Below are 22,722 nucleotides of genomic sequence, written 5' to 3'. Positions count from 1 at the left end.
CGGTACTCAAGCCCTCCCCTGGACGGCTGGATGATGGACCGATGCGGGTAGGTGTAAGACGGTGTTGACGATTACGACTTTATGGCAAGATCTGGAACATGTCCGCCTATTTCGTCGGTATGGCCATAAAGTCAACCCCCCGAACGGATTTTCCCCATCCGTTTGAGGAGCCGGTCGGCCGGCCCGAAGAGCTCCGGCCGTGACAGCACCGTATTGCGCAGCGCCCGGACTGGGGCGCGGTGCGCCCTGTGCCCGATCGCGACCGGGTGACGACGAGTCACCCACCCTTCGGACACGGACAGCTCGCGTGTCTTCAGGGAGTCCTTGAATCCCTTCTGGCCCCGCCCCAGATCCAGATAGGCGATTCCGTCGGCGGCGGCCGCCTCGGCCATCCGCAGAAAAAGGATCAGCCCGGGCGAGTACTTTCCGAATGCAGGGTCGTACGCCGGAAACCAGCAGGACAGCACCCGTTCGGTGCGCAGTCCGAAGTGCGCGGCGATGGGCCGGCCCTCCGCGTAGAGCACGGAGAGGATCCCCGCGAACGACTCCGAACGGGTGTGGAAGAGCTGGTGCACCAACTGGTTGATCCAGTCGTGCGCGAAGCGGTCGCTGCGTCCGGTCCGTCGGTACTGGGCGGACTTCCAGCCGAGCAGCGTGCGCAGAACCGCCGGATCGCGTTCGTCATGGACGTAGTGCACCTGGGCGGCGTCGCGTCCGAGCTTGCGCTCCTTGGTCATCGTCCTGCGGGTGAACACCGGTGATGTGGTGCGCAGCCGGCGCATATAGACGTCGTAGCCCTGGTCGAGGTCCATAACCGGAGAGGGGAACGTGCCGGAGGCTCCCGCCTCGAACGGCGCCTGGCCTTCCACCAGGTGGTCGAATTCCCAGATGGCGAGATCGCAGGCCCGCAGCAGCTCCTGCGCGTCGCAGATGAAGCCGGGCCGGTGCACCATGCCCTGGCAGTCCGAGAGGCCGAGGCCGACGGCGCGTCCGACACCGGTGCTGGTTCTCTGGTACGGGAAGAACGCGGCCGGCTCACCGTCCTCGTGCACGACCGCGATCCGTACGTCGCGTCTCGTCCGTCCCACCGCGAGCGTGAACTCGGGGGAGAGGAACGGGTTCGCCAGTTCGGGCGACCCGTTCAGCCAGGCCTTCGACTGCAAAGCGCTCCACACCGCCCGGTCGGCGGCCGTGAGTTCGCCGGGGCGGCACACGCTGATGTCCATGTCTTCAACCCTGGTTTCTCGCCGTGCGGCGGAGCTGTCGTCGTACCACTACCAGCAGGAGTGCCAGCAGGCTGATCACGGTCACCGCGACGATCCCGAGGCGGACCGACCACCAGTGCATCGCCAACATGCCTTGGGCGATCAGCAGGTCGGTCGCGATCGCTCCCGCGACGGACACCACTGTGCGGGGCACGGGTTCGAGCCCCCGCAGAGCGGTGCCGACGGCCGTTGCCGGTGCGGCGAGCAGGAAGAACAGGGTGAACGGGCCGCGCAGCGGAGAGTCGGCGTCGCTGAGCGCGAGGATCGCTCCGACCACCGCGACCGCGACGGCCGCGCCCGCGAGCAGCGGGAACAGATTCCTCCCCGGATCCCGTCCCGACTGCCCGTGCTTGCCCGATGAAGGTGGCTTGATACGTAAGGTCTGCATTGGCGACTTTGCCCCCCGATGCGCCGGATGCCGGGCTTCAATGTCGCAAAGCGTAGAGGGGTCGTCAAGGCGGGGACGGGCCGTGCGCGGGTTCTTGGCCTGGTCCAAATATGTGTTCCCCCTTGGAGCGGTGACCTCCTGGGAGCAGTCGTTCGAACCTCGACCGGTGGTACGAGAGTGTGCCCAAACGGTCTTGGCATGGACACTTCCAGTCAACTCGCGTAGCTGCTACGACGGTTGTGGCAGACATCCTGCTAAAGGGAGGTTCCATGAGACGTTCCCGACTTGCGGCGTACGTGACGTCACTCCTCCTGGCCGTCGGCTTCGCTCTCACCGGGGCGGCCGCGGCACAGGCGTCCCCTCTCGCGGCGGCCACCGGCTATGTGGCCCTCGGAGACTCGTACTCCTCAGGTGTCGGCGCCGGCAGCTACATCAGCTCCAGCGGCGACTGCGACCGCAGCACGAAGGCCTACCCGTACCTCTGGCAGGCCGCCCACGCCCCCTCCTCGTTCAGCTTCATGGCCTGCTCGGGCGCCCGTACGACCGATGTGCTCAACAATCAGCTCGGCACGCTCACCGCGTCGACCGGTCTCGTCTCGATCACCATCGGCGGCAACGACGCAGGCTTCGCAGACGTCATGACGACCTGTGTGCTCCAGTCCGACAGCGCCTGCCTGTCGCGGATCGCGACGGCCAAGGCGTACGTCGACTCGACCCTGCCCGGTCGACTCGACAAGGTCTACTCGGCGATCACCGCCAAGGCCCCCTCAGCCCGCGTGGTCGTGCTGGGTTACCCCCGCTTCTACAAGCTCGGCACCTTCTGCCTCGGACTGTCCGGGACCAAGCGGTCCGCGATAAACGGGGCCGCCGACTACATCGACGCCGCGATCGCCAAGCGAGCCGCCGACCACGGCTTCACCTTCGGCGACGTGCGCACCACGTTCAGCGGCCATGAGATCTGCTCCGCAAGCTCCTGGCTGCACAGCGTCAGCTGGCTGAACATCGGCGAGTCCTACCACCCGACCGCGGCCGGCCAGTCCGGCGGCTATCTGCCGGTGCTGGCCGGTGCGGCCTGACGGTCACGAACTCGAGGGGGAGGCCCCGTCCGACGGGGTCTCCGTCTCGCAGGTGACGGTGAAGGGCACGGAGTTCGAGGTGACGTGGAGCGGGCTGCGCACCTCCACACCGATCTCGTTCTGCACCGAACCCCCGGCGTCGTACGTGGAGACGACGACCTGCCGCTGTGCGGTCCTGCCACCGCCCGCCGGGAACGACAGGGTCTTCCACCCCGGGTCCGACACCTGCCCGGTCCTGGTGACCCAGCGGTAGGACACGTCCACCGGCACACTGCCCACCGTGAACGTGGCGGTGAACGTGGGCGCCTGGGCATCCGGCGGCGGACAGCTCCCGTGGTACTCGGTGTGCGTCCCGGTCACCGTCACCCGGACCGACTGCCGGATCGGCGTGGAGCCTCCCTCGTCCCCGCTGCCGGAAGTGGACCCGCTGCTGGGCGTGGCGCCGGCCGTGGTGCTCTGCTCGGAATTGGCGGAAGGCGATCCGCCGGCTCCGGCGCCGGCGCTGTGCGTGGCCACGCCGCTCGCACTGCCGCCCCCGGTGTCGTCGCGGTTCACCAGGGCGTACGTCAGCCCGGCCAGGGCCAGCGCGAGCGTGGCGAGGCCCGCGACCAGCACCACCGCCGCACGCCGGCTGCGCTGCGGCGGCTCGGGAGTCGCCGGGTGACCGGGCCGGGACACGGCGGTGGTGAACGGCGTGGGCTGCGGAGGAGTCGGCGGGCCGGCCGGGAACGCCGCGACCGTCGGCGTGTACGCCGCGGTGCCCGTGCGCGGGGTGCCGCCCGCGCCGATGAGCCGGAGGTCCTGCTCGGCCCGGTCGGCCGGGATCCGCTCCGCCGGATCCTTGCGCAGCAGCCCCTCGATCACCGGGGCCAGCGGACCGGCCCGCCGCGGCGCCGGCAACTCCTCGTCGACCACCGCGCGCAGCGTGTTGAGCGGAGTGTTCTGCCGGAACGGGGAGTTGCCCTCGACCGCCGCGTAAAGAAGCACGCCGAGCGACCACAGATCGGACTCGGGTCCCGGAGTGCGACCGAGCGCGCGCTCCGGCGCGAGGAACTCGGGTGAGCCGATCACCTCGCCCGTCATGGTGAGCGCGGAGCTGCCCTCGACCGTGGCGATGCCGAAGTCGGTGAGCACCACCCGCCCGTCGTTCGCCAGCAGGACGTTGCCCGGCTTGACGTCGCGGTGCAGCACCCCGGCCCCGTGCGCCGCGCGCAGGGCGGTCAGCACCTCGGCGCCGATGTGCGCGGCCCGTTGAGGGGAGATCGGCCCTTCCGCGTCCAGCAGGTCCGACAGGGCTATGCCGCGGATCAGCTCCATCACGATCCAGGGGCGGCCGTCCTCGTGGGCCACGTCGTAGACCGTGACGACGTTCCGGTTGGCCACCCGTGCCGCCGCCCACGCCTCGCGTTCCAGCCGGGTGTACATGCGCTCGACCTCGGCCGCGGGAAGCCCGGCCGGGGCACGCACCTCCTTGACGGCCACCTCCCGGTGCAGTAGCTCGTCATGGGCCCGCCACACGGTCCCCATGCCGCCCTGGCCAAGGGCGGACAGAAGACGGTAACGGCCCGCGATCACACGTTCATGGCCGGGTTCTTCGGACACGGGCGCCCCCCATTCGCATCCGCGTGATGTATCCACTGCGCGCGATTTCTCCCCAAAAGTAGCTCAACCGAGTGCGGATGCCGCCCCCCTGAACACCAGTCCTGCGCCGAGGGCCACGACGACGAAGGCGGATCCCAGGGGTGCCGTCCTGCGGACCAGCGCCGCCGGGCCCGCGGTCCAGCGCGGGCGCCGGTCGAGTACCCGGTTCATCCCGCTGCCGAGCTTGACCACGGCGAACCCGGCCGCGGTCAGCGTCAGGGCGAGCCCGACTCCGTAGGCGACGACGAGGAGGAGACCGAACCAGGCCTGGCCGAGCGCGGCGGCGCCGACCAGGACCACCACGGCGGAGGGGCTGGGCACGAGCCCGCCGGCGAAGCCGAGCAGGATCGTGCCGCGAAGGGTCGGGGCGGTGGGATGGGTGTGGGTGGCGCCGCCATGGGTGTGGGGGACGCCGTGGCCGTGGCCATGTGCGTGGTCGTGTGCGTGGTCGTGGTCGTGTGCGTGGCCGTGACCGGCGTGGGAGGGGGCGTCGTCGTGCGCATGGTCCGCATGGCTGTGCGCAGGGCCGTGCCCGTGCGCGGTCCCGTGGCTGTGTCCATGGCCACGGTTGCGCCACGCCCGGCGTACGAGCGAGGCGCCCGCCAGGGTGACCAGGACCCCGCTCGCCAGGCCCAGCCACGCGATCACGGACGGTGTCGCCGCCGACCCGGCCGTGACCAGGAGGCCGAGGGCGACGACGCCCAGGGTGTGGGTCACCGTCACCGAAGCGGCCAGGGGCAGCACGTCCTTGAGCTTCGCCCGGCCGCCGCGGGCCGCCGCTGTCGCGGCCATCAGGGTCTTGCCGTGTCCCGGAGCGAGCGCGTGCATCGCGCCGAGCCCGATCGCGATGACCAGGGCCAGCGCCGCGAAGCCGAGGGTCAGGTGGTGCCGGGCGACCAGGTTGTCGAGAGCCTGCGTCCAGCGGTCGGCGCCGCGCGGCAGCACGGAGGCAGCCGGTCCGTCCCGCAGCTTGTCGGCCAGGGCGGGACCACCGGGGTGCACCCGCAGCGACGCCTTGACGGTGTCGGCCGGTGAGGAGAGAAGCTCCTTGGGGTAGCTGGTCAGTTCGCGGGAGACGGAGGTCTTCGGCACGTCCGACGCGATCAGCGTCATACGGTCGCCCCGGGCGGTGATCTCCCGCCAGCCGGCTCCGGTGCTCGCGCCCGCACTGTGGAAGCCGAGGAGGACGGTGTCCCCCTTGGGCAGCGGCGCCGTCAGCCGGCACTCCACGCGCAGAGTGTGCAGGCCCGCCTGACCGGGTCGCAGTTCGGCGTGGCTCGTGCCGACGGTGAGTGGCGCCGTGCGCCCGCCCACGGTGAGCCTGCTGCCGTCGGCGGCCCGCGCGCACCGCTGCCGGGCCCACTCCGTCAGGCCGAGCTTCTCGATGTCGGGCTTGGCCTGCGTGGCCGGGATCTCCGCGAGGTCCTCGACATGGTCGACACGCAGGTGTCCCGGAGCGGCGATCAGGCCGTCGTAGCGGTTGACGGTGAAGTTGCCGAGCGGGTGGGCGCTCGCGGAGCCGGCGGGGGCCAGCAGGAGTGCGCAGGCGGCGGTGAGGACCGCCGTGCCGGAGGCGACGGCGCGACGGAGCTTCACTTCATCGCCTCCAGCGCTTTACGGGCCTCACGCGCACCCAGTGGCGAGAAACCGGCGTTGAGCCTCAGTGCCGCGGTGAGCGAGGCGCGGGCCTGGTCCCGGTGACCCGTGGCGCGCTCGATCATGCCGCGGTGATAGAGGAAGGCCGCGTTGCGGTAACCGGTGGCCGTGGCCCGCCGGGCATAGGGAAGGGCCTCCTGGTCATGGCCGTTGACGTGCAGGGCCCAGGCGAGGGCGTCGGCGGTGTGCACGGTGTGGCGGCGCGCCCATTCGTCCCGGGCGGCCTTCAGCGCGGCCTTGCGGTCGCCGTGGTCGGCGGCGGCCAGAGCCGTGTCGAGGTCGGCGTCGACGCCGTTGGCGCGAGCGAGCGCCACCCAGGCGTCCACGAGGGCGTATTGGTCACGGGCCTTGGCCCGATCGCCCTCCTTGCCCCGGACCTCGTACAACTCGCCCAGCTCCACCAGGGGTTGGGGCAGCGGGTAGCGGTCGACGACCTGCTCCATGGCGCGGATCGCATCCGCGGTGTCGCCCTGGGCGGCCTGCGCCCGGGCGCGGCCCTCCAGAGCCGGGAGATACGAGTCGTCGGCGGCGAGGGCCCGCGCGTACTGGTCGAGGGCCGTCTTGTAGTCGCCCTGGTTCCAGGCGAGTTGGCCGAGCGCGGTGGCCACGTACGCGATGTCGCCGCGCGTGGTGGCCGTGCCGAGGGCCTGCTCCAGGACCCGCCGGGCGGTCTTCACGTCTCCGCGCAGTTCGTGGACGTAGGCGTAGCGGGTGAAGACGGGGACGCCGGGCCGGCGGGAATCGGCCAGGTCGGCGGCCTTCGCGGCCTCGGGGTAGCGGCCGAGTTCCACGAGGGCGTCGATGCGGGAGGACAGGGCGCGCTCGCTGTACGGGTTCTGCTTCAGGGCCAGGTCCGCGTACGTCAGGGCACCGGTGAAGTCATGGCGGGCCGCGGCGAGGGCGGCCCGGCCGGCGAGCGCGGCGTCGTTGTCCGGGCGGAGCCTCAGCGACCGGTCGAGGGCGCGCTGGGCCTGTGGGTAGCGGGACGGGTCGCCCTTGGTGCGGGCCTGTTCCACATACGCGAGTCCGAGGGTCGCCCAACTGCCGTGGTCCCGTGGCTGGGCCCGGAGATGGGCCTGCAGCGCGCGGATGCTCGGGTCCAGGTCACCACTGACGAGCAGTTCGGGCGAGATGCCGCCCGGCGAGGAGGCAACCGGGGCCGCACCGCCACCGTCCCGCACCGCACCGACGACCACGGCGCCGGCGGTGAGCGCGACGGCCAGCGAGGCGGCACAGAGCCCGAGCTGTGCGGCTCGCCAACGCCGCCCCGAGGCGGAGAACCGCCGCAGCGCGACGACCCGTTCGTCGGAGCCGCCGGGCGGGGCGGCGGCGGGGGCCGTTGCGCCGGCTTCCTGGCCCGTCGCCCTGGGGCCGGGGTCGGGGCCAGGCCGAGCGGAGATCGCGGGTCCAGTGGGTGTGCCGGTCGTCTCCGAGGCGGGGGCCGTTGGGCCGGCGTCCTGTCCGATCGGCTTGGGGCTGGGGGCGGATCGGGCGGAGATCGCGGGTCCAGTGGGTGTGCCGGTCGTCTCCGGGGCAGGGGCCGTTGGGCCGGCTCCCTGGCCTGTCCCCTCGGGGCCGGGGGCAGGCCGGGCGGAGGCCGCGGGGCCGGTGAGTGTGCCGGTCGTCTCCGGGGCAGGGGCCGTTGCGCCAGGTCCCTGGCCGGTCGACTCCGGGGCCGTGGCCGGGCCGGCCGGCTCCCGCTGTCCGTCCATGATGTGCCCCTTGCCGGTGCGGGCGTCGTCTGTCGGAGGCTGCGCCGCGGCGCCGGTTCGTTCGCCGGCCGTCCCGGCGCCTGTGGTGCTTTCCTTGGGCCCGGTCTCCGCCGCGCGGAGCGTCGGCCCTGTCGGCTCGGCCTGCGGCCGGTCGCCGTGCCCGCTCTCCGGCGCGCTGTCATTCGTACGCGGGGACATGCCCTCTCCTCAGTCTTCCGGGCGGAAACGGTCGTTGTCGCGGATGGAATGGCGCGGCCCGCGCCGTGGGGGATGGGAGGGGTACGGGCCGCGCCGTTCGAGGGGACGGGGACCGGAGGGCCGCCCGTCGGACGGGCGGCTCAGTACGCCCGGTAGCGGGTACGCCGGCGCCACCACATCACGGCGGTGCCGATCAGCAGCACGCCCGCCACACCCGCCGCGGCGGAGCTCGCGATCAGCGCGGTGTCCGGGCCGCTGGAGCCGGTCGCCAACAGCCCGTCACCCAGCTGGTTGCGCACGCTGTTGCCGGTGCCCTTTGCCAGCGGACCGCGCGAACCCGAGGTCGGCTCGGCCAGATACGGGAAGGAGTGCCCGAACTTCATGTCGTTCGCGTCGACCGCGTCGCCCAGGTCGTTCTTGGCGCCGACCAGTTCGCCCTCCACCACCTGGAGCGCCTCGTCGATCACGTCGTCGGTGAGCCTGCGCCCGTTCGGGAAGCCGGCGTTGTCGCCGTCGAGCACACCGAGCCGCTTTGGGCTCGCGGTGGGTTTGATCGAGGTGTTGAGCCGCAACTCCTCGGCCGCTCGCACCTGCGGTGGCTGGTTGAGGCCCTTGACGCCCTTCAGGAAGACGTCCACCAGGTCGTTGCGCGGCTCGGCCAGCGCCTTGATCTTGTAGATCGCCTCGATGAGCTTCGGCAGCTCCGGGGTGGTCACGTTCTTCAGGAACTGCCCGTCGTTCCAGGGCGCGGACGCGTTGAACTTGTCCTTGTCCTTCTGCGGGTTGACGACCTCGTTGACGAGAGGGTTGCCGAGCCGCGAGACCTGCGTCCAGTCGCCGTGTGCGTCCTTGCGCTGGACGGTCGACCAGATGCCGACGATCGGCTGCTTCGCCGACTCGCGGATGTAGTCGTTCGGCACTTGCAGCGCCAGGGAGTTGACGTTGTAGCCCTTGAGTGTGTCGTTGCCGACCTCGGAGAGGTTCCCGCCGTACAGCAGGTCGAAGACGCGAAGGTCCGCGAAGAACGGGTCGTCCGCCTGCCCGGCGAACGTCGTTGCACCGCTGGTGAGTTTGTGCACGGCCTGGTCGCGCAGCGTGCCGTAGTCCGGCATCGACGCCTTGCCCACGTTGGACGGCGCGACCGGCACATCGTCCGCGATCTTGGTGCGTGAGACCAGCTTCTGGTTGTGCAGCTTGAGCAGGTCGATGTCGTAGGTCTGGGTGACGTTCAGGTCGGGGTCGTCCAGGCTGGTGACCGGACCCGTGTTGTACAGGAAGGTGTTCTTCTTCTTCGTACGGGTCTTGAACGTGTAGCGGAAGAGCAGTTCGCCCTGGGCGTCACCGTTGTTGTCGATGTGGATGTCGTACTGGGCGTCGTCCGCGAAGGTGTAGAAGTTGGGTCCGCCCGCCGGCTCCTCGAACGGGACGAAGTTCGCGACGATGGTCGTCGTGTCCGGCTTGTCGGGGCTCACGAACGCGTACAGATCCGTGTTGTCGTACTGCGGTTGCCCCGAGATCAGCGGGGCCTCCCGGTGGGAGGAGGCGGACGCCGCCCCCGGTTCCAGCGCGGTCACGCCGGCGGCTGCGAGCCCCCCGGCGGCCAGCGCACCACAGATGAGGGTCGCGACGCTCCTGCGCCCCGCGCTCCTGGAGATAGGTGTCATGCCGTCCGTCCTCAGTGCCAACTTGCCTGACGCACTGGGATTCGGAGCTGCCGCCGAGGCGGATTGGTCGATCCTGAAGAATCTTTTCGTGCCTGCTCGACCCGCGTTTTCCCCCTGCTGATCCGTATCCCATCCGAAGGCGTGAGCGCAGCGAATGTCACAGTGGAGTGAGCATGCCGGGCACGGCGGCGGTGAGGGGGGTACGGGTGGAGGCGGACGAGCTTCTGGTGCTGGTGGCCGGAGGTGACCAGAAGGCGTTCGAGGACCTGTACGGACTGGTGTCGGGGCCGGTGTTCGGCCTGGTGCGCCGGGTCGTACGGGACCCGGCGCAGTCGGAGGAGGTGGCCCAGGAGGTGCTGCTCGAACTGTGGCGCTCCGCCCCGCGGTTCGACCCCGGCCGGGGCAGCGCCCTGTCGTGGATACTCACCCTCGCGCACCGCCGCGCCGTCGACCGGGTGCGCAGCGCCCGCGCGGCCGGTGAACGCGAGCAGCGCGAGACCCGGCGCGCCCACCACCCGGCCTTCGACCAGGTTGCCGAGGAGGTGGAGGCGGGCCTGGAGCGCGAGTGGGTGCGCCGCTGCCTGGACCGGCTCACCGCCCTGCAACGCCAGTCGGTGACGCTCGCCTACTACGACGGTTACACCTACCGTGAAGTGGCCGAGCGGCTCTCGCTGCCGCTCGGCACGGTCAAGACGCGGATGCGCGACGGACTCACCCGGCTGCGCGAGTGCCTGGGAGGAGTCGCATGAGCATCCTCGGCCGACTGTTCGCACGCGAGGACCTGCACTCCCTGGCGGCCCCCTACGCCCTGGACGCTCTCGAACCCGCGGAGCGCGTGAGGTTCGAGAAGCACCTCCAGGGCTGCGAGCGCTGCGCCGCCGAGGTGCGGTCCCTGTCCGAGGACGCCGTCCGCCTCGCCTGGTCGACGACGGCCCTGGCCCCGCCCGGACTGCGCGACCGTGTCCTCACCGCTGTGCGGAACACCCCCCAGGACCCCTCGCCCGTGGCGGACGTGCCCCGTGCCCGAGCGCCGCATCTGCCGCCGCACGTCTGGGGGACCGCGCCGCCGCCCGCACGCATCCGTGCGCCCCGGCTGCGCCCCCTGTTCGCCCCGCTCGCCACCGCGACGGCCGCGGCGGCCCTCGTCGTCGCCGCGCTCTTCGCCGTCCAGGCCACCCAGACGCAGCACAAACTCGACGCGGAGCGCGCCCAGGCGCGTGAGATCGCCCACGTTCTAGCCGCTCCTGACGCCCGTGCGACCAGTGACCGGGACGCCCAGGGCCGAGGGATCGGAGTGATTGCTTCCGCGTCCGAGGGGCGCGCCGTCGTCACCCTGCGCGGACTCGGTACACCGCCCGGCGGGCGTGTGCATCAACTGTGGCTGATGCGCCCCCATGAGCAACCACGCTCCCTGGGGCTGTTCGACGGCGACACGCCCTTGGTCGCGAGCGGTCTGAACAGGTCGGCGACGTCACTCGCCGTGACCGTCGAGCCCGACGGAGGCTCACCGCAGCCCACCAGCCAGCCAATTGTCCAACTCGCCCTGCAATCCATCGGATTCGGACAGTAGTCGTCAACCCCCTTATGGGGAAGGTGAATCCTGTGACCGCGATACACGAGTGCCACCTGGGAGCGATAGGGTTACTCTGCCCGGGCCGGGTGGACTCGTACGGGTGGGGAGTGACATGGATCAGATAACAGTGCGCAGCAGGGCGAGGGTCCCTGCCATCACGTGCGGGAGCAGCGCGACCAGTTCGCGCCTCGACCGTCATCTCTCGGTGCTGGCCGGCCCCGCCGTCCCGCAGCGTGAGACGGCCGAGGCCACCTCGCTGATGCGCGAACTGACCTCGCGTGAGCCCGCGCACGACCGTACCGGCAGAGGTGCGCGGGTGAGCAAGGTCTCGCTGTTCGCGCCGCTGCGCCGGCTGCGTCGTTCGCTCTTCGGCGGGCGCTGAGCACCGGCGTACCGTACGGCGCCCGCGACGCGGGCGCCCGGCAAGGGCCCGCGCTCAGGCGGCCACACCGTCCCGGCGCAGTGCTGCGATCTCGTCGTCCGTCATCCCCACGGCACGCAGCAGCGTCTCGGTGTGCTCCCCGAGCGCGGGCACATTCCCCATTCGTGCCTCGTTCCCGCCCGGCAGCGTGATCGGTGGCAGCAGTGCTTTCAGCGGCCCGACCGGCGTCCCCACCTCCCGCCACCGCTCCCGGGCCGCCAACTGCGGATGGTCCGCGACGTCCCACAGGTCCCTGAGGCGTGCGCACGCGATGCCGGCGGACTCCAGCCGGGCCACGGCCTCGTCCGCCCCGAGCGGGGCCAGCGCCTTGCCGACCAGCGCGTCCGTGGCCTCCCTGTGCGCGACCCGCGCCGCGTTCGTCGCGTACGCGGGATCGGTCCCGAGCTCCGGCCGCTCGATGACCTGCTCGGCCAGCCGCCGCCACTCCCGGTCGTTCTGCACGGACAGCAGCACGCGCCCGCCGTCCGCCGTGGGATAGGCGTCGTACGGGGCGATGACGGCGTGCGCCAGCCCCGTGCGCGCCGGGGGAGTGCCGCCGTGCATCGCATGGTGCAGTGGATGTCCCATCCACTCGGCGAGCGCCTCCAGCATGGAGATCTCCACCGGCCCGCCGCGCCCGGTCGTGCCCCGGCGGACGAGCGCCGCGAGGACCCCCGAGAACGCGTACATGGCGGCCGCGATGTCGGCCGCCGGGATACCCGCCTTGACCGGCTGCTCCGGTGTGCCGGTGACCGACACCAGGCCCGCCTCGCACTGGACGAGCATGTCGTAGGCACGCTTGTCCGCGTACGGCCCCGACGCCCCGTAGCCCGAGATGTCCACGGCGATCAGCCGCGGGTGTGCCGCGCACAGGGTGGCCGCGTCCAGGCCGAGCCGGGCCGCGGCCCCGTGGGCGAGGTTCTGCACGAAGACGTCCGCGCCCGCGATCAGCCTCCGTACCGCGGCAAGGCCCCGCGAATCCTTCAGATCCAGTGCGATCGACTCCTTGCCGCGGTTGCACCACACGAAGTGCGAGGCGAGCCCCCGGGCGGCGGTGTCGTAGTCGCGGGCGAAGTCGCCGCCGTCGACCCGCTCGACCTTGATCACCCGAGCACCCAGATCGGCGAGCTGCCGGGTGGCGAAGGGCGCGGCCACGGCCTGTTCGACGGCGACGACGGTGATGCCCTCCAGGGGCAGCGGAAGTGGATCCATGCCGGGGATCATGTCCCGTGACCGCCGCCTTTGTCAGCAGGCGGTCAGCGCTCCTGACGTGTGTACCGGCGCACAGCCAGCGGCCAGAAGACCGTGGTCAGCACCGCGCACCAGGCAAGGGACCCGGCCACCGGGTGGGCCACCGGCCAGGCGCTTCCGTCCGGGACGGCCGTGACGTGGGCACCTGCCTGCCCGCCCGAGAACAGCTCCCGCAGGGCGGTGGTCACCGCGCTGATCGGGTTCCACTCGGCGAGCGTGCGCAGCCAGCCAGGCAGGTTCCCGGTGGGGATGTAGGCGTTGGACAGCAGCGGCAGCACGAAGGTGACGCCGCCGAGCTGCCCGGCGGCCTCCTCGCTCCGGCTGAGCAGCCCCAGGTGGATCCCGATCCAGGTGCACGCGAACCGGAACAGCAGCAACAGCGCAACGGCGCCCAGCGCCTGGGGCACGGACCCCTCGATCCGCCAGCCCACCGCGAGGCCGACCAGGAGCAACGGGACCGTCCCCGCGGCGGTGACCACAAGGTCGGCCACCGCCTGGCCGAGCGGTACGGCCGCCCGGCTGATCGGCAGCGTTCGGAAGCGGTCCATCACGCCGCGGTGCGAGTCCTGGGCGGCCTGGAACATGCCGGTCATGATGCCGCCCGCCGCCGTGGCCGCCAGCAGCCCCGGCACCAGGAAGCTGCGGTACTCCCGGCCGGGCATCGCGACCGCGCTGCCGAACACGTACCCGAAGAACAGCAGCATGGTGATCGGCATCGTCTGAGTGAGGATCGCGAGCCCCGGATTGTTGCGGATCCGCCGGAGCTGACGGCCGAGCAGCGCCGTGCCGTCGTACGCCCATGTCGTCATGCCGCGAGCTCCTCACTGTCCGCAGAGGCGCTGGTCAGGCGCAGGAAGACCTCGTCGAGGGTCGGGGGACGCAGGCTCGCGTCGAGCAAGGGCACGCCGACCGCGTCCAGTTCGCGTACGAGGCGGGGAAGGGTGAGCGTGGGGTCGGTGGTGACCGCACCGACGGCGTTCCGGTCGTGGTCGAAGGTCGGTTCGGCGCCGGTGAGCCGGTCGAGCACGCCGGCCGCCTTCACCAGCGCGTCCGCCTGGGCGACGACGACCTCCGCGTGCGAGCCGATGAGCGCCTTGAGGTGGGACGGCGATCCCGTGTGGGCGACCCGGCCCCGGTCGACGACGGCGATGTCGTCGGCGAGCCGATCGGCTTCCTCCAGGTACTGCGTGGTCAGCAGCACCGTGGTGCCCTGCTGTTTGAGGGCGTGCACGGCCTCCCAGATCCGGTTGCGGCTTGCCGGGTCGAGCCCGGTGGTGGGCTCGTCCAGGAACAGCACCTCGGGTCGGCGGATCAGGCTCGCCGCGAGGTCCAGACGGCGCCGCATGCCGCCCGAGTAGGTGGACACGGGCCGGTCCGCGGCCTCGGCCAGACCGAAGCGGTCCAGAAGCTCACCCGCGCGTCCCGCCGGGTCCCGGACCCTGTGCAGCCGTGCGAACAGCCGCAGGTTCTGGCGCCCGGTCAGGTCGCCGTCGACCGATGCGTACTGCCCGGTGACACCGATCCCGCGGCGCACGGCCTCGGGCTCACGCACCAGATCGTGGCCCGCGATCCGCGCCGAGCCGGCGTCCGGCCGCAGCAGCGTGGTGAGCAGCCGTACGGCCGTGGTCTTGCCCGCGCCGTTCGGCCCGAGCAGCCCGCAGACCGTGCCCCGAGCCACCGCCAGATCCAGCCCCCGGACGGCATGGACGGTCCCGAACCGCTTCTCCAGCCCCTCACTAAGTACAGCGTACGTAGTAGTCATGGCGGGACCATAGCGCACTACGTACGGTGTACGTAACTAGGATGGAGGCCGAGGTGATGACCGATGGCGGGCCGAGCGGCCGAACCCGAAGTGATCTGGTCGCGTCCCGAGCGTGCGGGCCGGGGGCCGAGACCGGCCTACCGCCGAGCCGACATCGCGGCGGCCGCGGTGCGGATCGCCGACGCCGGGGGGCTGGACGCGGTCTCGATGCGGCATGTGGCGGCCGAGCTGGGCTGCGGCACCATGTCGCTGTACAACTACGTTCCCCGCAAGGAGGATCTGTACGAGCTGATGGTCGACGCCGTCAGCGGTGAACACGAGCTGTGGGAGCCCTCCGGTGACTGGCGTGCCGACATGCTCCGGGTCGCCCACCAGACCCGCGACCTCATGCGCCGCCACCCCTGGCTGCCGCGCCTGATGTCGGGGATCTACGGCTTCAGCCCGAACGCCCTGCGCTATGTCGAGCACTGCCTGGCCTGCCTCGACCCGCTGGAGGCGCCCGCCGGCACGAAGATGGAGCTCATCGCGATGCTCAACAGCGTGGTGACCATGTACGTCGCCAACGAACTGGCCACTGCCGAGCGTGCCCGGTCCCTGCCCTGGTCGGAGGAGCAGGAGAACGCGGCTCGGACGGCCTACCTCGGGAGCCGGATCGCCACGGGCGCCTACCCGAGAATCGCCGCCGCCTTCTCCGAGGCTCCGGGCCCGGTCGATCTGGAGGCGGCCTTCGAGCGCACGCTCGGTCGGATGCTCGAGGGGTTCGCGCCCAAGGGCTAGATCAGCGCGAACTGACCCTCGGGGCCTTCCTCGTGGTGGTCGAGCACCGAGGCCGGGCGCCGTGCCGCCGCTGTCACCGGCAGTACCCCCGCCGTGCGCAGTTCGGCTGCCGTGAGAGCGGCGGTCACCTCCAACTCCGCCCACTGCGGACGCAGTTCCGCGAGGAGCGCCAGGACCGTGATCAGCTCCAGGAGCTCCGACGTCCAGGTCTGGGGCCACGTCGCCGAGCGGATCGCCTCCAGGGTGCCGGGTGCGGCCCCCGCGGTCCTCGCGGTGAACCACTGCTCCAGGACGCGGACTCCGCTCACCTCGAAGTCCCAGGCCTCCGGGGGCACCGGGGAGATACGGCCCTCGTCGAGGCGGAGGGTCTCCTCGTCACGGTCGTAGTGGAGCGCGAGGGGGCGTGCGGGCAGCGGTGCCCGGACGTAGGGGCGGCGCCCGCCGGGGAGTTTGGGGCGTTCGCCGTCGCGCCGCATCAGCCAGAGCATGCGGTGGCCCAGTTCGACGCCGTGGGTCCAGAGCGCGGGGTCCTCGGTGAGCGGGACGGCCAGGCCGTCGGGCCCCGGGCGTACCGCCGCCACGCTCCAGGCGAGGACGTCGACGGGTGCTGGGGACAGGCCCAGCCTGGCGGTCAGATGCTCCAGCAGGCCCGGTGCCAGATTGGGTTCGGCACCGCCGGGGCGGCGGTACAGCGGGCGGATGCGTCCGGCGCGCAGTAGGGGAAGCAACGAGGAGGCCAGCAGCAGGGGGCCGGGGGAGTCGGGCGCCGGGGCCGTCTCCACCGTGAAGACCTGCTGCTCGTCCGCGACACGCCACAACTCCGGCCGCGCCACGTCGATCAGCCGGTGGTCGGGGATCAGCCACTGCTCGTCGAACGGGGCGCACAGCACGCGTACGGGCTCCGGGCAGGGGCCCGAGGCGCGCATCAGCTTCTCCGTGCCGCCGGACCGGCCCGGAAGCTGTCCGACCGCGGAGTACGGCGTGCGTGAACGTGTCGGCTCGAACAGCGCCTCCCGGTCCGGCCCTTCGGCCTTCGTGAAGGCGTCCCAGCGTGCCTTGAGCGAGGCCGCGTCGGGTGCCGCCGGCCAGGCGCGGCCCGGCCGCAGGGGTGCGACGGACCACGGCATGAGGTCCGCGAGCAGCGGAGCGTCGTCGTGCGTCACGCTGGGCATCGTACGACGTGCTCAGGTGGCCTCGAGGGTGACCGTGAAGGAGAAGCGGTCGCCCCGGTAGTGGATCACCGCCACATCGAGCGGCTGTCCCCCGGCGTCGTACGTGACGCCTGTGTAGTGCAGGATCGGGCTGAGCAGCGGCACTTCGAGCAGTCGGGCCGTCTCCGGGTCGGCCAGCCGTGCCTCCACGGTGTCCGTGATGCGACTGATGTCCGCGCCGACCACGTCCCGCAGCACCTTGGTCATCGGCCACCGCACCAGGTCCGCGTGGTCGATGCGCTCGGCCAGTTCGGGGCGGACGTAGTTGCGGGCGTGGTTGGTCGGCTCACCGCTCTTCTCGTCGCTGCGCAGCCGGTGGTACGTCGCCACCTCGGCGAGATCCGGGAAGTGCTCGGCGAGTTCGGCGGGCACCGGCTTTCTGCCGTGGTCCAGCAGCTCGGTCGTCATACCGGACTGCTGGGCCACGATCGCGTCCACCGAGCCCAGCAGCCGCACCGGGGCACCCCGTTGCGCGCTCGGCTCGATGAACGTGCCGCGTCGGCGGTGGCGGGTGATCAGCCCCTCGACCTCCAGCTCCTTGAGCGCCTGGCGCATGGTCAGCACGCTCACCCCGTAGTGCCCCGCCAACTGCTCCTCGGTGGGCAGGCGCAGCGGATCCTGCGCCGAGCGGCCGAGTATCGAGGCGCGCAACGACTGCGACACCTGATACCAGAGCGGCAGCTTGCGGTTCAGGACGATCGAATCCGGGGCGAAGGAGGTCACGGGCTATCCGTACCGGTCGTCGGCGCTCAGTGCAACGGGCGGAAGTGGCGCTGGAGGCCCTGCCACACCCCGTCGTAGCCGCGCTGCAGGTGTTCGGCGTGTGCGGCGTGCGGCGTCAGGGTCAGCGGCCAGCGGGTCTCGAACATGAACGCCAGCCCGTCGTCGATCTTCTGGGGCGCCAGCTCGGCCGCACTGGCCCGGTCGAACGTCTCCTGGTCGGGGCCGTGCGCCGACATCATGTTGTGCAGCGAACCACCGCCCGGCACGAAGCCCTCCGCCTTGGCGTCGTAGGCACCTTCGACGAGGCCCATGTACTCGCTCATCACGTTCCGATGGAAGTACGGCGGCCGGAAGGTGTCCTCGCCGACCAGCCAGCGCGGCGCGAAGACCACGAAGTCGACGCCCGCGAGTCCCGGGGTGTCGCTCGGCGATGTGAGCACCGTGAAGATCGACGGATCCGGGTGGTCGTAGCTGATGGTGCCGATCACATTGAAACGCCGAAGGTCATAGACGTACGGCACATGGTTCCCGTGCCAGGCGACGACGTCGAGCGGCGAGTGGTCGTACGTCGCCGTCCAGAGGTTGCCGCAGAACTTGTTCACCACCTCCACCGGGCCCTCGACGTCCTCGTAAGCGGCGACCGGCGCCCGGAAGTCCCGGGCGTTCGCCAGCCCGTTGGCGCCGATCGGGCCGAGATCGGGGAGGCGGAAGGGGGCACCGTAGTTCTCGCAGACGTAACCGCGTACGGCCGGGCTCTGCCCGCCGTCGGGCGCGGCGTCCAGCAGTTCCACGCGGAAGCGGACACCGCGCGGGATGAGCGCCACCTCCGCGGGTTCCACGCGGAGCATGCCGAACTCCGTGTGCAGCAGCAGGCCGCCACGCTCCGGGACGATCAGCAGCTCGCCGTCCGCATTGCTGAAGACACGGTCCATGGAGGCGTTGGCGTGGTACAGGTGCACGGCCATGCCGGTGCGCTGGGTGGCGTCGCCGTTGCCGCCCAGGGTCCACAGTCCCTGAAGGAAGTCGGTCCCGGCCGGAGGTTCGGGCAGCGGATTCCAGCGCAGCCGGTTGGGGTCGGGCACCGTCTCGGTGAAGGGGGCCGACCGGATCGCGCCGTTGTCGGTGCGGGTGAAGGTGGGGTGGGCGGCCGAAGGGCGGATGCGATACAGCCACGAGCGCCGGTTGTGGGCCCTCGGCTCGGTGAACGCGGTACCGCTCAGCTGCTCCGCGTACAGCCCCAGTGGCGCGCGCTGCGGCGAGTTGTGGCCCTCGGGCAGCGCACCCGGGAGCGCCTCCGAGCTGTGCTCGTTGCCGAAACCGGAGAGATAGGTCAGTCCCTCCGCGATCTTCCTCGCGTCCCCGTTCATCACGGCTCCCTTGTCGCTGATTCCTATGTATCACCGTAGGATTCGGGTCCTTGGTTCGCAAGGGGGAGTTGAGGTTGGCCCCCCGGCCTCCAGAGCGGCCCTTCTCCTGCCCCGGACCGACGGCGCGGAAAGCCGGGAGAACCAGCCTTGCGGGGGATCCGGCCGTCCTGCGCGTGCAATACGCTCCCGGCCATGTCGTGGACGCGCGGAGTGCTCGCCGCGCTCGCGGTGGGTGCCCTACTCGGTGGTTCGGCCGGCTGCGGCTCCGGCGACGCGCACGAGCGGAAGGGCGAGGTGGCGGCCTCGCCAGTGGGCAAGGTGCTGGACGGCACGGACGAGGAAGGGCGGCACTACCGTGAAGTCGACGAGAAGGACGCACCGCAGATCGCGCTGGAGGTGCAGCCGGACTCCGGTGACGACTGGGACGTGCGACTGACCGTCCGCAACTTCCGCTTCTCGCCCGCTGGTGCGCACCCGGTGGCGGTGGCCGGCCACGGCGTCGCGCGGCTCTACCTGGACGGCCACCCGCTCACCCGGCTGCGGTCTCCTGACTACCACCTCAGCGGCGCACTGGTCCCGCGCGGTACGCATCACGTCACGGCCCGCCTGTACGCGGACGACCAGACCGTGTGGGCGGTGCACGGAAAGCCCGTGGAGAGCACCGCGGACATCACGGCGTCGGAAGCCGGAGCGGGTACGAGCCCCGACGGCAACGCGGGTACGAGCCCGGACGGCAAGGCGGGGACGTGAGGAGCGGGAAGTCAGGATGGAGCGGCGGGCCCGAAGGACCCGAGGTGAGCGCCGCGGGAAGTCGATGAGTGCTTCGGCCATCGTTTTCCGTACTGACGGGCGAGGTTCACCGGCCCTCGGCGGAAAGGCATTATGAAGCCCGTGTCCCAAGCGAGATCGCTGCGCCGCGCGCCCGTCCAGCGCCGTAGCGCCGAACGACTGACCAGGATCCTCGACGCCTGTGCCGACCTTCTCGACGAGGTCGGATACGACGACCTGAGCACCCGCGCCGTGGCCCTGCGCGCCGGCGTGCCCATCGGCTCCGTGTATCGCTTCTTCGGCAACAAGCGGGCGATGGCCGACGCCCTCGCGGAGCGCAACCTGGAGCGCTACACCGAGCGCGTCACCCGCCGCCTCGCGGCCTCGGGTGACGAGGGCGGCTGGCGCGGGGCGATGGACGCGGTGCTGGACGAGTACCTGGACATGAAGCGCACGGCGCCCGGCTTCTCCCTCGTCGACTTCGGCAACCAGATACCGGTCGGTGCCCGCTACAGCGGGCCCAATCACCGTGTCGCCGACCGCCTGACGGACCTGCTGTCGGCCTACCTCGACCGCGAACCGGACGAGGACCTGCGCCTCACGTTCCTGATAGCGGTGGAGACCGCCGACACCTTGGTCCACCTGGCGTTCCGGATGTCCCCCGAGGGCGACGACAGAATCATCGAGGAGACGCGGGGACTGCTGCGGGCCTATCTGGAGAAGGCGCTCGACTAGCCCGCCCCTGCGTGCCGCACATGAGCGGGACGTATGCCCGCCGGCCCCTCCCCTCCGTTCATACCGGTCGGTATGCTCGGCTCCGTTCGTGCGTCACCGCTGCCGCCGTCCCTCCGGGAGGACCCGTGTCCCGAACCGCCCTGCGTATCTGTCCCCTGTGCGAGGCCACCTGCGGGCTGACGCTGACCATCGAGGGCACCCGTGTCACCGGCGCCCGCGGAGACCGGGACGATGTGTTCAGCAAGGGGTTCGTCTGTCCGAAGGGCGCCTCCTTCGGTGCCGCCGACTCCGATCCCGACCGACTGCGCACCCCCCTCGTGCGCCGGGACGGCGAACTGCGCGAGGCCACCTGGGACGAGGCGTTCGACGCCGTCGCCGCCGGACTGCGGCCCGTCGTGGAGCAGTACGGGCCGCACGCCGTCGGCGTCGTGCTCGGCAACCCCAATGTGCACACCATGGCCGGCGCGCTCTACCCGACGGTCCTGCTCGCCGGTCTGCGCACTCACAGCCTCTTCACGGCCTCCACGCTGGACCAGATGCCCAAGCACGTCTCCAGCGGGCTCCTCTACGGGGACGCGAACGCCATTCCCGTACCCGACCTCGACCGTACGGACCATCTGCTGCTGATCGGCGCCAACCCCCTGGAGTCGAATGGGAGTCTGTGCACCGCCGCGGACTTCCCCGGCAAGCTCAAGGCCCTCAAGAGCCGCGGCGGCACCCTGACCGTGATCGACCCGCGCCGCACCCGCACGGCCCGGCTCGCCGACCGGCACGTCGCCGTCCGCCCCGGCACCGACGCCCTGCTCCTTGCGGCGATGGCCAACGTCCTCTTCGAGGAGGACCTGGTGGACCTGGGCAACCTCGCGCCGTATGTCACCGGCCTCGACGAAGTGGCCGCCGTCGTCGCGGACTTCACGCCCGAAGCCGCCGCCGGGGCGTGCGACGTCGAGGCGGACACCATCCGCGCCCTCGCCCGCGAGCTCGCGGCCGCGCCCACCGCCGCGGTCTACGGCCGCATCGGCAGCTGCACCGTCCCGCACGGCACCCTCGCCAGCTGGCTTGTCGACGTGCTCAACATCCTCACCGGCAATCTCGACCGGCCTGGCGGCGCCCTCTTCCCGCTGTCGGCGACCGACAGGACGCCCCGGCCGGCCGGGCCGGGGCGCGGCTTCGCGCTCGGGCGCTGGCACTCGAGGGTGAGCCGGCACCCCGAGGCCAAGGGCGAGTTGCCCATCTCCGCGCTCGCCGAGGAGATCGACACCGCCACAGACGAGGGCAGCCCCGTCCGCGCCGTCATCGCCGTCGCCGCCAACCCCGTGCTCTCCGCCCCGGACGGCGACCGGCTCGACAAGGCACTCGGCTCGCTCGACTTCATGGTCAGCGTCGACCCGTACCTCAACGAGACCTCGCGCCACGCGTATGTCGTCCTGCCGCCGCCCCCGCCGTCCCAGGCGCCGCACTTCGACTTCGCCTTCAACACCCTCGCCGTGCGCAACCAGGTCCGCTACACCCGTGCCGCCGTGCCTCTGGAGGCGGGCCGTATGGCGGAGACCGAGATCCTCGCGCGGCTCGTCCTGGCCGCCACCGGCATGCACGGCGCCGACCCGGCCGCCGTGGACACCCTGGTCATCGAGCAGACTCTCGGCAAGGCGGTGACCGAGCCCCACGCGCCCGTCCACGGCCGCGACCCGCGCGAACTGGCCGGGCAGCTCACCGGTGAGACCGGCCCCGAGCGGCGGCTGGACATGATGCTGCGCCTCGGCCCGTACGGCGACGGCTTCGGTGCCCGGCCCGACGGACTCAGCCTGCGCACACTGCTCGCCCATCCGCACGGGATCGACCTCGGACCGCTCGAACCCCGGCTGCCGCAGCCGCTGAAGACCCCGAGCGGCACGGTGGAACTGCTGCCGGAGCCCATCGCGGCCGACCTGCCCCGCCTACGGCAGACCCTGAGCGAACGCGCCGGCTCACTCGTGCTGGTCGGCCGGCGCCATCTGCGGTCCAACAACAGCTGGCTGCACAACGTCCCTGCCCTCACCGGCGGTTCCAACCGCTGCACCCTGCACATCCACCCGGAGGACGCCGAGCGGCTCGGGCTCGCGGACGGCGCGCAGGTACGGGTCAAGGGCGCAGGAGGAGCGGTGACCGCGCCCGTCGAGGTCACCGACGGCATCCGGCGCGGAGTCGTCAGCCTTCCGCACGGCTGGGGCCACGACCGGCCCGGAACCCGGATGAGCCACGCCGCGCTGGACCCCGGTGTCAACGTCAACCAGCTTCTCGACGGCAGCCTGCTCGACCCGCTGTCGGGCAACGCGGTGCTCAACGGCGTCCCCGTCGAACTCGCGCCGCTCCCCGCACCGCGCTGACCCGGAATGTGCGCCCATGCCCGCCGTGGGGCGCGGGCGCGCCGACCGTCGGCCGCCGCCCGGGTGGGGAACCGACCGGCCGCGAGCGGGTCCCGCGCCGAGCGCCCCGGAGCCCCTGGCGCAGCAAAACTAACAGCGCTAGTTTGGGGCCGCGGACGACGCACCCCG

At 71.6% G+C, this 22,722-nt stretch carries 20 protein-coding genes; 8 read left to right on the top strand and 12 right to left on the bottom strand.

Translation table 11 applies throughout. The annotated features are described in order from the left end of the window. Window positions 1–131 precede the first annotated feature (131 nt). Both ACWDA7_RS06985 and ACWDA7_RS06980 read right to left on the bottom strand, forming a co-directional pair. The gene (locus ACWDA7_RS06985) at window positions 132–1,226 is read right to left on the bottom strand and encodes a GNAT family N-acetyltransferase (RefSeq protein ID WP_450603147.1); all 1,095 of its coding nucleotides are present in this window, start codon (window positions 1,224–1,226) and stop codon (window positions 132–134) included. A gap of 4 nt (window positions 1,227–1,230) precedes the next feature. Further along, window positions 1,231–1,653, bottom strand: coding sequence for a hypothetical protein (locus ACWDA7_RS06980; protein ID WP_450603146.1), 423 nt, complete (start codon window positions 1,651–1,653; stop codon window positions 1,231–1,233). A 269-nt stretch (window positions 1,654–1,922) separates the two neighbouring features. Between ACWDA7_RS06980 and ACWDA7_RS06975 the strand changes: the two genes are divergently transcribed. Then, window positions 1,923–2,729 carry an SGNH/GDSL hydrolase family protein gene (locus tag ACWDA7_RS06975; protein WP_450603145.1) on the top strand — a complete coding sequence of 269 codons (807 nt, stop codon included), beginning with the start codon at window positions 1,923–1,925 and terminating at the stop codon, window positions 2,727–2,729. 3 nt (window positions 2,730–2,732) lie between these two features. Here ACWDA7_RS06975 and ACWDA7_RS06970 read toward each other — a convergent pair whose 3' ends face one another. The 4 genes from ACWDA7_RS06970 to ACWDA7_RS06955 all read right to left on the bottom strand — a co-directional run bounded on the left by ACWDA7_RS06970 (window position 2,733) and on the right by ACWDA7_RS06955 (window position 9,600). Continuing rightward, the gene (locus ACWDA7_RS06970; RefSeq protein ID WP_450603144.1) at window positions 2,733–4,331 is read right to left on the bottom strand and encodes a serine/threonine-protein kinase; all 1,599 of its coding nucleotides are present in this window, start codon (window positions 4,329–4,331) and stop codon (window positions 2,733–2,735) included. A 63-nt stretch (window positions 4,332–4,394) separates the two neighbouring features. Beyond that, the gene (locus ACWDA7_RS06965) at window positions 4,395–5,966 is read right to left on the bottom strand and encodes a HoxN/HupN/NixA family nickel/cobalt transporter (protein ID WP_450603143.1); all 1,572 of its coding nucleotides are present in this window, start codon (window positions 5,964–5,966) and stop codon (window positions 4,395–4,397) included. Further along, entirely contained in the window at window positions 5,963–7,936 is a 1,974-nt protein-coding gene (locus tag ACWDA7_RS06960) for a tetratricopeptide repeat protein (RefSeq protein WP_450603142.1), read from the bottom strand. Before ACWDA7_RS06960 ends, ACWDA7_RS06965 begins: the two co-directional genes overlap by 4 nt. Window positions 7,937–8,076: 140 nt before the next feature. Continuing rightward, entirely contained in the window at window positions 8,077–9,600 is a 1,524-nt protein-coding gene (locus ACWDA7_RS06955) for a DUF4331 domain-containing protein (protein WP_450603141.1), read from the bottom strand. Window positions 9,601–9,806: 206 nt separating this feature from the next. Here ACWDA7_RS06955 and ACWDA7_RS06950 point away from each other — a divergent pair, with 206 nt between their 5' ends. The 3 genes from ACWDA7_RS06950 to ACWDA7_RS06940 all read left to right on the top strand — a co-directional run bounded on the left by ACWDA7_RS06950 (window position 9,807) and on the right by ACWDA7_RS06940 (window position 11,555). After that, entirely contained in the window at window positions 9,807–10,349 is a 543-nt protein-coding gene (locus ACWDA7_RS06950) for a sigma-70 family RNA polymerase sigma factor (protein WP_450603182.1), read from the top strand. Next, the gene (locus tag ACWDA7_RS06945) at window positions 10,346–11,170 is read left to right on the top strand and encodes an anti-sigma factor (RefSeq protein WP_450603140.1); all 825 of its coding nucleotides are present in this window, start codon (window positions 10,346–10,348) and stop codon (window positions 11,168–11,170) included. Before ACWDA7_RS06950 ends, ACWDA7_RS06945 begins: the two co-directional genes overlap by 4 nt. A gap of 115 nt (window positions 11,171–11,285) precedes the next feature. Beyond that, window positions 11,286–11,555: a hypothetical protein gene (locus tag ACWDA7_RS06940; RefSeq protein ID WP_432926009.1), complete on the top strand. Its 270-nt coding sequence runs from the start codon at window positions 11,286–11,288 to the stop codon at window positions 11,553–11,555. 54 nt (window positions 11,556–11,609) lie between these two features. On the opposite strand, the gene ACWDA7_RS06935 is transcribed toward ACWDA7_RS06940, so the two are convergent. Genes ACWDA7_RS06935 through ACWDA7_RS06925 form a run of 3 tightly spaced genes read right to left on the bottom strand, consistent with a single transcriptional unit; the run spans window position 11,610 to window position 14,607 of the window. Continuing rightward, a complete protein-coding gene (locus tag ACWDA7_RS06935; protein WP_450603139.1) occupies window positions 11,610–12,818 on the bottom strand; it encodes a CaiB/BaiF CoA transferase family protein in 1,209 nt (402 codons plus the stop codon). A 32-nt stretch (window positions 12,819–12,850) separates the two neighbouring features. Beyond that, entirely contained in the window at window positions 12,851–13,654 is an 804-nt protein-coding gene (locus ACWDA7_RS06930) for an ABC transporter permease (protein ID WP_450603138.1), read from the bottom strand. Beyond that, on the bottom strand, window positions 13,651–14,607 hold the full coding sequence (locus ACWDA7_RS06925) for an ATP-binding cassette domain-containing protein (protein WP_450603137.1): 957 nt from the start codon (window positions 14,605–14,607) through the stop codon (window positions 13,651–13,653). Before ACWDA7_RS06925 ends, ACWDA7_RS06930 begins: the two co-directional genes overlap by 4 nt. A gap of 63 nt (window positions 14,608–14,670) precedes the next feature. Between ACWDA7_RS06925 and ACWDA7_RS06920 the strand changes: the two genes are divergently transcribed. After that, the gene (locus ACWDA7_RS06920) at window positions 14,671–15,384 is read left to right on the top strand and encodes a TetR/AcrR family transcriptional regulator C-terminal domain-containing protein (protein ID WP_450603136.1); all 714 of its coding nucleotides are present in this window, start codon (window positions 14,671–14,673) and stop codon (window positions 15,382–15,384) included. Here ACWDA7_RS06920 and ACWDA7_RS06915 read toward each other — a convergent pair. The 3 genes from ACWDA7_RS06915 to hmgA are packed head-to-tail and all read right to left on the bottom strand — an operon-like array spanning window position 15,381 to window position 18,685. Continuing rightward, window positions 15,381–16,556, bottom strand: coding sequence for a type ISP restriction/modification enzyme (locus tag ACWDA7_RS06915; protein WP_450603135.1), 1,176 nt, complete (start codon window positions 16,554–16,556; stop codon window positions 15,381–15,383). The two genes, ACWDA7_RS06920 and ACWDA7_RS06915, sit on opposite strands and share 4 nt — an antisense overlap. 12 nt (window positions 16,557–16,568) lie before the next feature. Further along, entirely contained in the window at window positions 16,569–17,318 is a 750-nt protein-coding gene (locus ACWDA7_RS06910) for a GntR family transcriptional regulator (RefSeq protein ID WP_450603134.1), read from the bottom strand. Window positions 17,319–17,344: 26 nt separating this feature from the next. Beyond that, on the bottom strand, window positions 17,345–18,685 hold the full coding sequence (gene hmgA / locus ACWDA7_RS06905) for a homogentisate 1,2-dioxygenase (protein WP_450603133.1): 1,341 nt from the start codon (window positions 18,683–18,685) through the stop codon (window positions 17,345–17,347). Between the two features lie 192 nt (window positions 18,686–18,877). Between hmgA and ACWDA7_RS06900 the strand changes: the two genes are divergently transcribed. The 3 genes from ACWDA7_RS06900 (at window position 18,878) to ACWDA7_RS06890 (ending at window position 22,554) form a co-directional block, all read left to right on the top strand. Continuing rightward, window positions 18,878–19,435: a hypothetical protein gene (locus ACWDA7_RS06900; RefSeq protein ID WP_450603132.1), complete on the top strand. Its 558-nt coding sequence runs from the start codon at window positions 18,878–18,880 to the stop codon at window positions 19,433–19,435. 132 nt (window positions 19,436–19,567) lie between these two features. Then, complete coding sequence (locus tag ACWDA7_RS06895; RefSeq protein WP_450603131.1) at window positions 19,568–20,188, top strand: TetR family transcriptional regulator; 621 nt, start codon at window positions 19,568–19,570, stop codon at window positions 20,186–20,188. Window positions 20,189–20,313: 125 nt separating this feature from the next. Further along, window positions 20,314–22,554, top strand: coding sequence for a molybdopterin oxidoreductase family protein (locus ACWDA7_RS06890; RefSeq protein ID WP_450603130.1), 2,241 nt, complete (start codon window positions 20,314–20,316; stop codon window positions 22,552–22,554). Window positions 22,555–22,722: the final 168 nt, after the last annotated feature.

It is taken from the genome of Streptomyces sp. NPDC001156, from assembly GCF_053598275.1.
Note: the sequence above shows the minus strand (reverse complement) of the source record. Positions and strands in the feature narration are given on the sequence as shown.